This is a genomic window from Paenibacillus qinlingensis (assembly GCF_031455095.1).
Lineage (GTDB): Bacteria > Bacillota > Bacilli > Paenibacillales > NBRC-103111 > Paenibacillus_E > Paenibacillus_E qinlingensis_A.
The window spans coordinates 76202-90262 of sequence record NZ_JAVDSB010000001.1 but is presented as its reverse complement, the minus strand read 5'-3'; the positions used below and the strand labels follow the sequence as shown (position 1 = coordinate 90262).

Below are 14061 nucleotides of genomic sequence, written 5' to 3'. Positions count from 1 at the left end.
TTTTTTGCATGCAACACGGTATCAATATTATTAAAATTGTAATAAATAGGCTATATAGGTTATGATAAGTCCATGATATAATAGTGCTAACTTAAATTTTACTGGAGGTGTCTGGAATGGGAGCTTTATCTCCTTGGCACATCATTCTAATTGCGATTGTTGCCCTTCTATTGTTTGGGCCTAATAAACTGCCTGAACTTGGTCGTGGATTTGGCAAAATGTTCCGCGAATTTAAAGATGCAACGAACGGTAATGGCAATAACTCATCCACGGATGATCAACCTACGATTGCGCGGAAAGAAATTAACCCTGAAGTATCCAAAAGTGAATCAGGACAAGTCAATAAGTAAGTTCAAGCATCTGGAGGCCTAGCTTCTGGGTGCTTTTCTTTTTCCCCTACAAAAGACCGAGTCTCTCCTATGCCAAATTACTCATACAAGCTTCTACAAAAGCCTACAAATTTCCTCTGTGCGTAGTTTCCCGCTTGCCTTATAATGAAAGCTAGAAACAAGGATTGGAGTGGACTTATACATCATGGAAATATTACTTGCCTCACTTGCCCTTATATTGGGTAATGTTACGGCCGCAAACCCTGATGCTAGCTTTGAACAGCTTGTGCAGGCATCGCTCGATGCGAAGAACGCAGTAGCTATCGTACAACCAGAAACACCAACTACACCAACTGATGTAACGGATCCGCTTGCACCTGTCAACAAACTAGATCCGCAGAAGGATGCTCCAGTTGTGAAAGGCATCTACTCCACTGCTCATAGCGCAGGCGGCTCGCGACTCAATACGCTTGTAAAGCTGCTTGATGATACCGATTTGAATGCCATGGTTATCGATGTGAAAGATGATTGGGGCTATATCACGTGGGAAACAGGGAATCCAACGCTCGATGCGCTGGGAACCACTCAGAAAATCATTGGCAATATGCCAGGCTTAATGACAACATTACAAGAACATAACATTTATCCAATTGCACGTATTGTTGTCTTTAAAGACACCATTCTTGCCAAGAAGAAACCGGAATTATCCTTCATTAATCCAGATGGTACGCTGTGGGGGAACGGTAAGAACCCTCCTGATAGCTTCGTCAATCCGTATAACAAGGAAGTTTGGGACTACAACATTGAAGTTGCGAAAGAAGCCGTCAAGGCTGGCTTTAAAGAAATTCAGTTTGATTATGTACGTTTCCCTGAAGGCTTCGAAAAGAGGGCAGATATTTTGAAATATACGAAAGATGAGCGTTCGCGCATCGATGCTGTCTCTTCTTTTGTCAAATACGCACGCGAACAATTAACACCTTTAGGTGTTCGTGTTTCTGTCGATATCTTCGGCTATGCGGCTTCGGTCCCTGCAGCTGAAGGGATTGGTCAGGATTTCGAGAAAATCTCGCAGAACGTGGACGTAATTGCTCCGATGATTTATCCAAGTCATTACAGCACAGGTTGGTTCGGCTCCAAAGTTCCGGACGCTGCTCCTTATGCCACCATTAATGGGGCTTCAAAAGATACAATTAAGAAGCTAGAAGCGATTGATAAGAAGGGTTGGAAGCCGGTTATTCGACCATGGATACAAGACTTCACGGCCTCTTGGGTGCCAGGCTATATCAAATACGGTAAACATGAGCTAGACGAACAAATTCGCGCCTTGAAGGACAACGGTATTAACGAGTATCTGCTCTGGAATGCCAACAATAACTATACAGCTAACGTAAGTTATTAATCCCCACAACTGAGAATACCCTGCGCGCTGCAAAGCGCTCAGGGTATTTTGATGTTTCGTCGGAGTTTACATTCGCATTCCATTTCATTTATCATTGTAGGTATTCATTTCAAAACTCCAAAAGGATGTGATGACATGCTGAAAATAGTAGCCGTAACAGGTATGAATTTAACCTCGATGCAAGAGCAAATGCCACAAGATTTGAAGGAACGCTCCGAGTTTCATTGGTTTTCTTCTTCGAAGGAGGCCGGCAATGTGATTCCTGATGCTGATGTCATTATCTCAGCAGGTCGCTTGCACCCTGATATCGTCAGTCGCGCCAAGAAGTTAAAATGGGTGCAAACCTTATCCGCTGGCGTCGATAAACTGCCACTAGCAGAGCTGGAACAACGTCAAATCATTGTCACGAATGCCAGAGGTGTTCACACCATACAAATGAGTGAATTCGCGCTGAGTCTCATGCTGCAATGGGTTCGGAAAGCAAATGTCCTACATGATAATCAGCAGCAGCAAGTATGGGACAACCAAGTTCGTTTTGGTGAATTGCACGGTAAAACGATCGGAATTATTGGCGCAGGAGCCATCGGAGAAGCGGTTGCTCGTAAAGCTAAAGCGTTCGATATGACGGTCATCGGCCTGAATCGTTCTGGAACACCACTAGCTGCTTTCGATAGAACCGTGCACGGGGAAGATGGTCTTCAATTGCTGCTTTCACAAAGCGATTTCATCGTCGTACTCCTTCCAAGCACAGAGAAAACACGGGGCTTCTTACAAAAAGAGCATCTCTCGCTTATGAAGCCGAACGCCTTTTTCATTAATCTGGCTCGCGGGGATGTCCTTGATGAAGAAGCCTTGATCCAAGCTTTGGTAGAAGGCAAGCTTGCTGGTGCAGCGTTAGATGTTTTTGCTCAAGAGCCCTTGCCTGCAACTTCTCCACTCTGGAACATGAAAAATGTCATCCTCACCCCTCATATTGCAGGATCTTCTGAGCATTACACCGATCGCGTGTCCTCCATCTTCTATCACAATTTGCGCGTCATGCTCAATGGTGGAGATATGATCAATATCGTGGATTTAGCGGAAGGTTATTAACCGAATGAAAAAACACCTATCCTTGTCGAGAGTCAAAAGGATAGGTGTTTTTCTTATGGGGCAGGAATGGCTTCCAGCCCGCGCATATAGGGTCGAAGCGCAGGAGGCAGATAAATCGAGCCGTCCGCTTGCTGATGATTTTCTAGCAAAGGAATTAGAATGCGCGGCGATGCTACGGCCGTATTATTAAGTGTGTAGCAATATCGCAACACACCCTCTTTATCCCTGTACCGTAAATTGCTTCTTCTGGCTTGGAAGTCGAGAAGGCTCGACGACGAATGGGTTTCACCATAAGCTCCGCGGCTTGGCATCCAAGTTTCAATGTCGAATTGCTTATAATTTTTGGCCCCCATGTCCCCCGAACATACGGCCACCACACGATACGGCAGTTCCAGAAGAGCAAGTAAATCTTCGGCATTTTGTGTAATCAGTCCCATCATGCGTTCCGCTTCCTCTTCACGATTCTCGCAAAGAATCACTTGTTCCACTTTTGCAAATTGATGAACACGATATAGCCCTCTTACGTCTCTTCCTGCCGAACCCGCTTCTTTCCGAAAACAATTCGATACAGCCGCTAACTGAATCGGCCCCTCCGACAAATCAACAATCTCACCCGCATAATACGAAATCAATGGGCCTTCCGAAGTTCCAACTAACCAGGTATGGTCAGCTTGTAGCTCATAAGTCTGATCTTTGCCAGCTGGAAAGAAGGCAGCGTTCAGCAGGGTTTCCTCCCGCACCATGAGCGGTACATCCATTACAGTGAACCCACGATCTGTTAACAGGTCTATAGCGAGCTGCTGAACAGCTCTATGCAAGTAGAGCCCCATCCCTTTAAGATAGTAATTTCGGCTGCCAGCAACCTTGACACCACGCGCGACATCAATCATGTCCAGTGCTTCACCAAGCTGCAAATGATCTTTCGTCTCAAATTCAAAAGCTGGCTTCGTCCCAACGACCTTCAATTCTACGTTCTCATGATCACTTGCACCTATCGGTGTATTCGGCGAGACTAGATTCGGTATCTTGAGCATGAGATCCTTGAATCTTGCTTCATGCGTGTTCAATTCTGCTTCAAGAACCGCCAATTGCGTATTCCAGCCACGAACCTGCTCCTTCAAACGTTCTGCTTCTTGCGATTTCTTTTGCGACATATAGGTCGCGATCTGCTCCGACGCGCGATTGCGCTCTGCTCGAAGTTGATCCACTTGCCCCGATAGTTCTCTTTTCTTCTCATCGACTAGGAGCAATTCCTCAACATGGCATGTAACTCCTTTGCGAGCTGCCGCTGTTTGCACTAGCGCTTGATTGTTTCGAATCCATTTGATATCCAGCATTTCCCGTCACCGCTTCCTCTTCGTTTGTGTGAAAAAGACAAAGAACGCCCTCAGTCCGATTGGGACGAGGAGCGTTCTGCTCGCGGTGCCACCCAACTTGATGAAGACATAAGCTGTCATTCATCCGCTTGGTTCCGCGATAACGGGCGGTGCCGACTTATTTAGTAAGAAAGGAAACATCCTTCCGATGGTCATAAGTGTCTCCGAGTTGGATGCTCTTCATTGACATGATGTTGATGTATATATTGATCGTTATTATAGTCGAAATATGAATGAAGATCAATATGAATGAATGAAAATAGGCTTATTGCGATAAACGGCTAGCTAATTCATAAAGCTCCATGTTAAAGGCACGCTTCGTGTTCACAACAAGATCGATATCTGTGGCTACAAGTTCACCTTTGATGATGCCGCAAGCTTTGGAAGAATCACCCTCCATAAGTTTACGCACAGCGAAATCGCCAAGGCGACTTGCCAGAATACGGTCATTATGCGTTGGTGCTCCGCCGCGTTGAATATGACCAAGGACAGTAACACGAGGCTCAATCCCGTTCGTTTCTGTGATCTTCTTAGCAATACCTTCGCCAGTTCCTGCCCCTTCAGCTACAAGGATAATACTATGACGCTTACCATGGTCGAAGTTATCCTTCATGCGGTTAGCGACTTCTGTAATATCCACATCCACTTCAGGAACAATAATCGTTTCAGCACCGCTTGCAAGACCTGCGTATAGGGCGATTTCACCACAATGACGTCCCATAACCTCAACCACGGAAGAACGTTCGTGAGATGTCATCGTATCACGCAATTTATTAATCGCATCTACAACGATGCTAACCGCTGTATCAAAACCAATTGTAAAGTCCGTGAACGGAATGTCATTGTCGATCGTTCCTGGAAGTCCCATTGTTTTGATACCTAGTTTACTAAGCTTGTTCGCACCTTGGTAAGAACCATCTCCACCAATAACTACCAAGCCATCAATCCCACGTTTACGCAAGTTATCAGCGCCGATTTGTTGACCTTCAGGCGTCATAAACTCTTTGCAACGAGCCGTTTGCAGGATCGTACCACCACGTTGAATGATGTCACCAACGCTGCGCAAATCCATTTTACGAATATCATCGTTAATCAAACCTTGATACCCACGCTGTACTGCAAACACTTCGAGCCCATGGTACAATGCACTTCGAACGACTGCTCGAACAGCGGCATTCATCCCCTGAGAATCTCCTCCACTGGTTAAAACCGCAATTGATTTTACTGCTGACATTTTAATTTCCTCCTTCATAATTCTTATGAATGACATTCATGATGTCGTACGAATGTACATGCTATTTATCCAGAAAAAGAGCCTTGTTAAGGGACTATTTTTCATCAGACGCTTCGAAATTTTCTTCACTTGGTGTTGACTGTTGACCTTAGGGTCAGATAAATAGAGAGCAAGCAAACCTTCGATTATCATACGATGAAATCTCGGATGTTCCAAGAACAAAATTTTAGATCTTGCTTCTTGGACAATGAAAGCGATTCGCTCTACGGTTGTATCCATGGAATCATAGTAGGTACAGAAATTCAGGTCTCCGCCTTCACTATCTTCTTCCTGATCTATCAAATAATCAAGCAGAATATGAAGTCCACACACATAAGGGAAATAAGCCTCTCGGATGGCTTCCACCTGCTTGTCCGTCATAACGGGATCACATGCAGCCAAGAATAACATGAACATGCCTAAAGTTGAGCCTGTTGCAGCAGCAAATTCATTCCAAACGATCTGGCGATACTTATGGTGATGGTTATCCCACCATTGATGCAGCTGAGGCTCACGCAAATCTTTGCGAATATGCTTGTACACCTGCAAATCACAGTATAAGCCAACGAATTCTTTGACCTGATCCGCTACTTTCAAATACGAGGGCATCTGGCTGATCGACGTCTGACATTGCTGAACAAGATCAGATAAATACCCGCCATCCTCCTTCTCGGCCCTGAACGCATAGTAATCATGCAGAGGCTTCGCAGGATCGACTGCATCTAGCATCGATTGATGTAATTGCCGAAAATCCAACGGATCTAACGATGTGCTGCGATCACATAAATTATCTAAATAATCGCTAATCGACTGGAAAGCGACAATTAGCGGGATAAGCACGTGACGCATCGATAAATGAGCAGCTGCATACACAGCTCCTCCTTGGCAATGAAATTGCTTCGTGGCAATGCTGGCAAGTGCCTGAGTACGCAGCTCTTCATCAGGAATATTCGCTGCTTTGGTTCTCCAGACGCTCAATTGCTCATTAACAGCTGGCAAAATATAGCGATATACACTGATCATTAATCGGATCGGGCCTTGCGGGACTTTCACATGGCTCTTTATCCTACTTCTGGCCAATGGCTTCAAGTAAACTTCCTCCACAACTTTGTTCATAGCAATATTGAAGTAACAATAGCATTTCAGAACGTTGTATCTGGCGCAGCCAACCATCTACGGTCGGATTCTGCACAAGTGAAACCTGAATTTCAATCACATCAATAAATACATATGGATTCCAAACTGGCGATGTTACGAGCACTTCAAGCTTATGGCGAAGAGCTTCATTGTCCAATTCCATGAAGTCCTTAGTCGATAAATTATCTCTGACAAATTGGATTAATTGAGAAAAAATAGGATGATGACCCACATCATTAAACCAGTATTTCGCATTACTATAGTCGCCTTCCATGCGATGCATGAGCGCATGCCAGTAGCTTCCCGTAGCATTCGTAATCTCCTGAGAGATATCATGTGATTTATCTAAACTTTCATTTAGAAGAAAGAGTCCTGCTTTGATAGCTAAACCATAGGGTTGCTGCTCAGCGCTGCCTTCTGTAATCAACGAAGTCGAGAGCGCTTCAATCCGTGCATCCATTGCAGCATCCCACTCTTCAATTGGATAAAGCGCTGGGAGATGCTCTAGAAGTGGTTTCGCTATCGTCCCAAGCCAGTTATTCCCATCCTTATTGCTATGCATGCAGTCATTCTCCCTTCGTTAACAACCATTAATGGTGGGTTTTGGATTCTAAATCCTGATTCGTACGGAACCAGAGATGAAGATCATTTATGATTGAAGCCAAGTCAGCAATATCGGAATTTAAACGGCACGAGGTTACAAAGTCGTCTTCTTTATCGAGTTTATTTTGCTTTTCTATGATTTGTGCTTCTAATTTGATAATCCGATCCGGGATGATACCTCGAATTTGTTCCCACTGAAGCAAGAGATCTATGCGAACGGCAGCATCATACATTTCCCATTCCAATTCCAGAACGGGAATCGCAATACCTAACCTCTCATCATACTGAAAATAGCTATTCATTCCTATAACCCTCCTTGCAGGCAAAACTGTCTGTCTTATTCAAGAAACATTCTACCTTTAAATGTATCACTTCAAACCTTGGGTTTCCAGTTAAAATTGTATGTCATCCCCATTTCATTTTCTGATATACTTAAGAAATGTTTTGCAAAACGCGAAGGAGTGCGATTTGGATGAATGCTAAGACAGTAAAGGATGCCATCACTTGGAAACAGCTCATCTCCTTTTTCCTCCCCCTCGGACTTTCTGCAACGCTCGTAACCCTCTCTCATGTTATTATTAATAGCACTCTGGCAAGGGCTGATAATCCTGAGCTCGTCATTGCCACCTATGCTATCCCCTTGAGTTTACTAGGATTGACGGAAAGACCCGTTGTATTGCTACGACAAGCATGCTCTGCACTCGTGAGGGATCGGGTTTCGTTCCGTGCGATGGCTGTTGTCAGCTCTTATGTGTTTGCTTGTATTATTCTGCTGGGACTCATACTCTGCTACACACCGGTTGGCGAATGGGTGTTTCTTTATTTTTTTGGCGTAGAACGCGAAATACTAGCCGCAACCTTAAGTGTATACCGCATTCTCATGTACGTTAGCATTTTCTCTGGCCTCCGTTGTTTATTTCACGGAATTATCATATTCAATATGCGGACAAAATGGCTCACGATCGGGATGGGTGTGCGGATCATAGCCATGTACTTCTTATCATTGTATTTCATTACAACGGATAACGTGTCCAGCGGTAAAGTCGGCGCCATTATTTTCCTAGTCGGGATGATTATTGAGGCAACGATTGCCATTTGGGAAGGTACAAGCTTGCTGAAGCGCGTCATTCCTGAAAAAGCACCCCATCATCCGATTGAAACGAAGCAGCAAATCTTTGCCTTTTATAAACCTCTCTTATATTCATCTGTTATTGCCGTGATTATTGGCCCTTCCATTAATGCGATACTAGGCAAAACAACACAGATTCATCTGGCCATCTCAGCCTTTGCGATTGCTGGATCTTTAACACAATTAGTAATGAGTTTCTTCTCTTACATACATCAAATTGTTTTAAATTTCTACCGTAAAGATGCTGTACGAGTGAAAAAATTCATTCTTCTGCTGAGCTTCATACCAGGCACTCTTATTGCTATCCTATCCTATACACCGATTGGCCCGTGGTTCATGACCCATATCATGGGTGTGGATGCTGAGCTGAAACAGGCTAGCTTGAGTGCCATGCGCATTTTCATGATTATGACGATTGTATTTCCATGGCTTGATTATATGAATGGCATTATTATGCTGCGCGGCCAAACAAAAATCATGGTTTTCTCGCAATCTGCGAATGCTACTATAACGGTACTCACTTTATTCGTTGCCATTGCAACTGTTCCAGGGTGGAATGGCATGATTGGCGCTCTTGCGCAATCGTTTGGCATGTTGGCAGAACTGCTTGTGGTCATTTATGTGCTCAAACGAACAGCCGATGTCCAACAACCTGGATTGTCTCTCGAAAATAAGTAATGAAATGGTGATGATTACCTTGTCCAATTCTACTGCGATTGATCGAAACGACCGATTGCTTAAAATGTTTACACTCGCTTTTTTTATGACGATGGGAATTGTTGTTACCTTTTTCCCCTTGTATTTCGATTATAAAGGGTATTCAAAAATCCAAATTGGCTTACTTTATGCCATTGGTCCACTGATCGGTATTGCAACCAACTTGCTCTGGGGCTTCTTGAGTGATCGCTTTCAAACAGTAAAAAAAATCATGATCATTCTGATTCTTGGTCAATTGCTGACAGCCATCTTCGTGTTTACGGCAGGGTGGTTCTCCTTGCTTTATGTCTGCTTAGCCGCTTTTTTCTTCTTCCAGCAACCGGTTAACTCCTTGAACGATAGTCAAGTCATGCTGCACATTCGCTCTAGCGGGAAAAGCTATGCTTCCTTCCGTGCGTATGGCTCCATTGGGTTCGCACTTTCTGCAGGAGGATTCGGGCTATTATTAAAAGCCTATGGAACTGGACTAACACCGATCCTTCTTTTTATTACGATCAGTTGCACCTTACTCATTCTTCTTCTGCTCAAAGATACACGCCAAGGCGGCAAGAAGATGGCCTTCGGCGGCATGGTGAACATCGTCCGATCCAAAAAGTTCATCTGGTTTCTTGTGCTCGTTATCATTATGTCCGTCTCACATCGCTTCAACGATGGCTTTTTAGCCCTCTATATGCGTCAGCTAGGCGCTTCTGACTCGCTGATCGGGTATGCCTGGATGACATCTGCACTAAGTGAAATTCCCGTGTTCTTCTATTTGAGCAAGCACGGTCACCGCTTTAAGGAATTGCCCTTACTTGCTTTTGCAGGCGCGATTTATGCCTTTCGCTTCATCATGATGAGCATCATCCAAGATCCAACTTGGGTTATCGGCATCCAGCTTCTCCATAGTTTAACTTTCGGTGTCTTCTTATTTACAGCGAATCGGTATTTGAGCCAAATTATTCCGGATGAATATCGCTCGTCTGGGCAGGCAATTTTCGCAGTTGCGTGGTCAAGTATTGCTGGATTAATCAGTGGTACAGCAGGCGGCTGGATCTACAATGCAACGAGTGGCAGTACCGTTTATATCCTAGCCGCTTGCCTATCAACGGCATCCGCGATTGGTTTTCTATGCACTTACCTTTTTCAAAAGAATGAAGATGCGCTTCCTAGTCGATGATACAAGAGTGTGTCTTGGCTGATTGCTTCGACAGTTTAACGGTCGCGGCAGTTGTACTCCTAGCCCATCTCCCCTATAATAAGGATATAGTCTTAGTACCAAGTAATAACATCACATCGATAATATGAGCAGCAAAGGTAGGTACACATTTATTATGAAGTATGAAGATTTCAAAACCATTGTGTTAGAACGACGCAGCATTCGTAACTTTACAGAGCAAGAAGTCGCACTTGAAGATATTCGTGAAATCATCGACTGCGCGCGGTACGCTCCAAGTGATACGAATTCACAAACTTGGAAATTTATCGCCATTCGAAATACAGAAAAGATCAAACATATCGAGCAGTTAACTTGGGATCAACTCCACTTGCGCGCCGCAGCTGCCGAGGAGAAAGGGCTGTCTCGCGAAGCTCGCATGCTCGTAAGATCTTTCGGACCTTACGCGACGGCTTTCTCCGACGCACCTGTTCTTATCATTTGCTTGGCTACTCCATATGAATCCAAGTTCCGTGATCGCATCTTCGATCCAATTCAATTAGTAGATGATCATGTATGGGCGGAAGAAGGCATTAAGAGCTCCTGTCTTGCCTCCCAGAACTTGATGCTTGCCGCTCATGCGAGAGGGTTAGCAACGTGTCCAATGACGGGGCCAGTCTTGCTTGCACAAGATCAAATCCGCGCATATCTGGACATTCCAGCCGAATATCAGATTAACATGGTGATCTCCCTTGGTTATCCGAAGGAAAAACCTGGTAAAATGGCCCGTAAAAAAGTAGACGATATTCTTCAAATTATCGACTAACAAGTAGGAGCTGACCGCACAATGCGGACAGCTCCTTTTTTACAACCATTTAGTTATCAGAAGCCGGTGCTTGTGCCCTTCTCTTCACTTTGCTAGGCCAGAAAACAGCATCTCCTAACAGCATTGTAATCGAAGGAACAAGGAATGGTCTTACGATGAACGTATCCAAAATGACCCCGACAGCACAAATTACACCAAACTGCACAAGCACTTGAATCGGCAGCGAAGCTAGTACCGCAAAGGTGCCTGCTAGAATCAAACCTGCTGAAGTGATTACACTACTTGTTGAGCTTACCCCTAATCGAATCGCATCCTTCAGTTTCAAGCGGTTGCGCTCCTGCCAAATACTCGAAATCATAAAGATGTTATAGTCCTCTCCCAGCGCAACAAGGAAAACAAAGGCATATAGCGGAATTAAGCCTTGAATCGCAGCTGTATCCATGAAATAGTGCAAAATAAGCCAGCCTGCGCCTAACGCTGAGTAATAGGAAAGCAAAACGGTTGCAATCAAGTAGACGGTTGCGACAATCGAACGTAAATACACAAGTAACAGTATCGCAATTACGGTAATAACGACCGGGATAACAATCTTGGTATCGCGTTCCACAACAGTCTTCGTGTCATATTGTGTAGCGGTTTCACCACCTACCCAGACTTGCGGTGAAGCTACACCAGCTTCTACAAGCTTTTGCTCCGCCATGTTCCGAATCTCAGGAATCCGATTAATGACATCCAAATCATAGGGATCCTGCTTAAAAAGCAACTCATACGCTTTATAATTAGCGTCCTTCTTACTATCCTCTGGTTTACTCACGGATTCAACATACGAGAGCTTGGCAAGTGCTCCTTGAACATCCGCGTTCTTGCCTTCTGTATTCACCACCACTTTTACTGGAGCCAATGAGCCTGGTGAAACATGTTCCGCTAACAAGCTAAAGCCTTCTCGAGATGCCATTGTAGAAGGGAACGATTCCAGAATGTTGTATGTGAACTTAATCTGCGGGGCAAAAGCAGCAAGCGCGATAAGAATGATTAAGGAGATAGCCAGCACGCTTTTGGGCTTTTCAGTTACAACACGCCCTAGTGCAGCGTTTAATGCACCGACAGGCTTTTGCTCTTTCATGCGCTTCCCTTTGCGCGCTTCTTTCTCTGCACGCATCTCGGCCGTCAGCGGAATGAATGGGAAGAAGGAAACACGACCAATAATAGCAAGCAATGCTGGAACTAAAGTCAGACTAGCCAGTGCCATGATGAAGATTGCGACACTGAACGGAATTGCGAACCGATGATTGGAGCCATAATGAGCGAATAACAAGCCCAACAAGGACACAATAACTGTAAGTCCACTCATCCCGATCGCACCTGTTGAGCCCCCAAACGAAACACGAAGTGCGCTATACTTGTCTTTCTCCTCCAAAAGCGCTTGTCGGTACCGAGCAACGAAAAAGAGGCAGTAATCCGTTCCTGCACCAAACAGCAGGACTGTCATAATGGAGATCGACTGTGCATCGACAGTGATCCAACCTTGTTTAGCCATGAATCCAAGAATTGGAGAAATGACCCCATAGGCAAATCCTACGCCAACCAGTGGAATGATAGCCAGAATCGGTGAGCGATATAGTAGAATAAGCAGAACGAGTACAAGCAGCACCGTTGCTAACAACAGCGTAAAGTCGGCTCCTTTGAATAGCGCTGTCGCATCCGTTTGAATGCCGACAGGACCTGTAATACGGGCATGCAGACCTTCTTCGTCTATGTTAGCTTCAAATGGGTCACTGCCTAATTGACTTACCGTTATCTCTTCCAGCTGCTTCATGCCTTCCTGGAGGACTTCTGTTTCCGTCCCCTCATTAAACGAAATCGGCAGCACAAGTATTTTGCCATCCTTGGATACCATGCCTTTTAGTGCAGGAGCAGGCATCTGATGCAAGGGAGGCAATCCCTTCTGAGCAGCTAACGGTGAATCCGTGAGCTGTTTCGTAACCTTTTGAACAGCAGCCAAATCTTGATCTGTCAGTCCCGAGCCACGATACCAGACAACGAGCGCTGGTACTCCCTCATTACTGGGGAATTGCTCTTTCATTAACGCGGCTGCTTCGAGCGACCAGGAATCTGTTGGCAATTGCCTAGCAGCATTATTTTCTTGTGAATTGACATTAGGCAGTAAGACAGATAATAGGCCTGTAAGTAAAATCCAAACGGCAAGTGTCACCCATTTGCTTCGGCGACCTGCAACTAATCCACCAATTTTACTGAAGAAAGGATTTTCGTGCATAACGTTGCTTCTCTCCTATACATAGAAAATAGTGTTATAATAAATATTAGTACAGGATTAATTATATATACTAGATAGTTAATTAATCAAGCGTTATTTAGAATCGTCTCAGGAGTGACACAAACTTATGGAAAAAAAGTCAAAACCTCTTGGCAGACCCCGTGTCTCACAGGGAGAATTGCCTCTTAATCAAAAAATCTTAATGACCGCTATCCCTTTATTCTTATCTCGCGGCTTCGAATCTGTGTCTATGGATGATATTGCCAAAGAGTGTCAGGTCACGAAGGCATCGGTTTATTACTATTTCCCCTCCAAATCCGACTTGCTTACAGCCTCTATGATTCAGCTCATGGACAATGTCAGACGTGTCACGATTAAACGTTTAAGCGAACCTACTCCGCTTCGTGAAAGACTTCTCAGCATTACAGAGGGGCATCTAAAAGCGGTCGATTTCGACCTGCATTCGTTCATGCGCAAGATGGAAGCTACACTTTCCGAGGAGCAAATGAAAGCTATGCGTAAGTCCGAGCAAGGTATATTGGATGCGCTCGAAACCGAATTCCAGAAGTCGATTGACTCTGGCGAAATCGGTCCCGTAGATCCCCGCGTGATCGCACGCGCCTACACTTCGCTTCTCATGATGGGTCATGCGCGTGATGGGAACGGGGATCATATGTTTCCAGATGAAGGTAAAGCGGCCACTCAAATTATCGACATACTCTGGCATGGCTTATATCCGCCCCCAGTGACCAATTGAAAACGAAGCAAAC

Annotated in this window: 13 protein-coding genes; 7 read left to right on the top strand and 6 right to left on the bottom strand. The window is 44.8% G+C overall.

Annotated elements, in window-relative coordinates:
* Positions 1 to 116 precede the first annotated feature (116 nt).
* The 3 genes from J2736_RS00450 to J2736_RS00440 all read left to right on the top strand — a co-directional run bounded on the left by J2736_RS00450 (position 117) and on the right by J2736_RS00440 (position 2820).
* Entirely contained in the window at positions 117 to 350 is a 234-nt protein-coding gene (locus J2736_RS00450; protein ID WP_310222459.1) for a Sec-independent protein translocase subunit TatA/TatB, read from the top strand.
* Between the two features lie 184 nt (positions 351 to 534).
* On the top strand, positions 535 to 1728 hold the full coding sequence (locus J2736_RS00445) for a putative glycoside hydrolase (RefSeq protein ID WP_310222457.1): 1194 nt from the start codon (positions 535 to 537) through the stop codon (positions 1726 to 1728).
* Between the two features lie 135 nt (positions 1729 to 1863).
* A complete protein-coding gene (locus tag J2736_RS00440; protein ID WP_310222455.1) occupies positions 1864 to 2820 on the top strand; it encodes a D-2-hydroxyacid dehydrogenase in 957 nt (318 codons plus the stop codon).
* 53 nt (positions 2821 to 2873) lie between these two features.
* Here J2736_RS00440 and serS read toward each other — a convergent pair whose 3' ends face one another.
* The 5 genes from serS to J2736_RS00415 form a co-directional block, all read right to left on the bottom strand.
* Positions 2874 to 4157 carry a serine--tRNA ligase gene (gene serS, locus J2736_RS00435; protein ID WP_310222452.1) on the bottom strand — a complete coding sequence of 428 codons (1284 nt, stop codon included), beginning with the start codon at positions 4155 to 4157 and terminating at the stop codon, positions 2874 to 2876.
* Between the two features lie 304 nt (positions 4158 to 4461).
* Positions 4462 to 5430, bottom strand: coding sequence for a 6-phosphofructokinase (gene pfkA, locus J2736_RS00430; protein ID WP_310222450.1), 969 nt, complete (start codon positions 5428 to 5430; stop codon positions 4462 to 4464).
* A 36-nt stretch (positions 5431 to 5466) separates the two neighbouring features.
* On the bottom strand, positions 5467 to 6492 hold the full coding sequence (locus J2736_RS00425; protein ID WP_310225136.1) for a tetraprenyl-beta-curcumene synthase family protein: 1026 nt from the start codon (positions 6490 to 6492) through the stop codon (positions 5467 to 5469).
* Positions 6493 to 6535: 43 nt separating this feature from the next.
* The gene (locus J2736_RS00420) at positions 6536 to 7168 is read right to left on the bottom strand and encodes a hypothetical protein (RefSeq protein ID WP_310222448.1); all 633 of its coding nucleotides are present in this window, start codon (positions 7166 to 7168) and stop codon (positions 6536 to 6538) included.
* 28 nt (positions 7169 to 7196) lie between these two features.
* Positions 7197 to 7511 (bottom strand): hypothetical protein, encoded by a 315-nt coding sequence (locus tag J2736_RS00415; protein WP_310222446.1) that lies wholly within the window; start codon positions 7509 to 7511, stop codon positions 7197 to 7199.
* 170 nt (positions 7512 to 7681) lie between these two features.
* On the opposite strand from J2736_RS00415, the gene J2736_RS00410 reads away from it, so the two are divergent.
* From J2736_RS00410 to J2736_RS00400, 3 genes are all read left to right on the top strand, one after another.
* Positions 7682 to 9016 carry a multi antimicrobial extrusion protein MatE gene (locus J2736_RS00410; protein WP_310222444.1) on the top strand — a complete coding sequence of 445 codons (1335 nt, stop codon included), beginning with the start codon at positions 7682 to 7684 and terminating at the stop codon, positions 9014 to 9016.
* Positions 8979 to 10214: an MFS transporter gene (locus J2736_RS00405; RefSeq protein WP_310222441.1), complete on the top strand. Its 1236-nt coding sequence runs from the start codon at positions 8979 to 8981 to the stop codon at positions 10212 to 10214. Before J2736_RS00410 ends, J2736_RS00405 begins: the two co-directional genes overlap by 38 nt.
* Before the next feature lie 154 nt (positions 10215 to 10368).
* Complete coding sequence (locus tag J2736_RS00400) at positions 10369 to 11016, top strand: nitroreductase family protein (protein WP_310222439.1); 648 nt, start codon at positions 10369 to 10371, stop codon at positions 11014 to 11016.
* A 49-nt stretch (positions 11017 to 11065) separates the two neighbouring features.
* Here the strand turns inward: J2736_RS00400 and J2736_RS00395 are convergent, their stop codons facing one another.
* Positions 11066 to 13291, bottom strand: coding sequence for an MMPL family transporter (locus tag J2736_RS00395; protein ID WP_310222437.1), 2226 nt, complete (start codon positions 13289 to 13291; stop codon positions 11066 to 11068).
* A 127-nt stretch (positions 13292 to 13418) separates the two neighbouring features.
* Here J2736_RS00395 and J2736_RS00390 point away from each other — a divergent pair, with 127 nt between their 5' ends.
* On the top strand, positions 13419 to 14048 hold the full coding sequence (locus J2736_RS00390) for a TetR/AcrR family transcriptional regulator (RefSeq protein WP_310222434.1): 630 nt from the start codon (positions 13419 to 13421) through the stop codon (positions 14046 to 14048).
* Positions 14049 to 14061 lie beyond the last annotated feature (13 nt).

Coding starts and splice junctions, on each gene's coding strand:
- J2736_RS00450 (WP_310222459.1), top strand. CDS start 117: ATGGGAGCTTTATCTCCTTGGCACATCATTCTAATTGCGATTGTTGCC.
- J2736_RS00445 (WP_310222457.1), top strand. CDS start 535: ATGGAAATATTACTTGCCTCACTTGCCCTTATATTGGGTAATGTTACG.
- J2736_RS00440 (WP_310222455.1), top strand. CDS start 1,864: ATGCTGAAAATAGTAGCCGTAACAGGTATGAATTTAACCTCGATGCAA.
- serS (WP_310222452.1), bottom strand. CDS start 4,157: ATGCTGGATATCAAATGGATTCGAAACAATCAAGCGCTAGTGCAAACA.
- pfkA (WP_310222450.1), bottom strand. CDS start 5,430: ATGTCAGCAGTAAAATCAATTGCGGTTTTAACCAGTGGAGGAGATTCT.
- J2736_RS00425 (WP_310225136.1), bottom strand. CDS start 6,492: ATGATCAGTGTATATCGCTATATTTTGCCAGCTGTTAATGAGCAATTG.
- J2736_RS00420 (WP_310222448.1), bottom strand. CDS start 7,168: ATGCATAGCAATAAGGATGGGAATAACTGGCTTGGGACGATAGCGAAA.
- J2736_RS00415 (WP_310222446.1), bottom strand. CDS start 7,511: ATGAATAGCTATTTTCAGTATGATGAGAGGTTAGGTATTGCGATTCCC.
- J2736_RS00410 (WP_310222444.1), top strand. CDS start 7,682: ATGAATGCTAAGACAGTAAAGGATGCCATCACTTGGAAACAGCTCATC.
- J2736_RS00405 (WP_310222441.1), top strand. CDS start 8,979: ATGTCCAACAACCTGGATTGTCTCTCGAAAATAAGTAATGAAATGGTG.
- J2736_RS00400 (WP_310222439.1), top strand. CDS start 10,369: ATGAAGTATGAAGATTTCAAAACCATTGTGTTAGAACGACGCAGCATT.
- J2736_RS00395 (WP_310222437.1), bottom strand. CDS start 13,291: ATGCACGAAAATCCTTTCTTCAGTAAAATTGGTGGATTAGTTGCAGGT.
- J2736_RS00390 (WP_310222434.1), top strand. CDS start 13,419: ATGGAAAAAAAGTCAAAACCTCTTGGCAGACCCCGTGTCTCACAGGGA.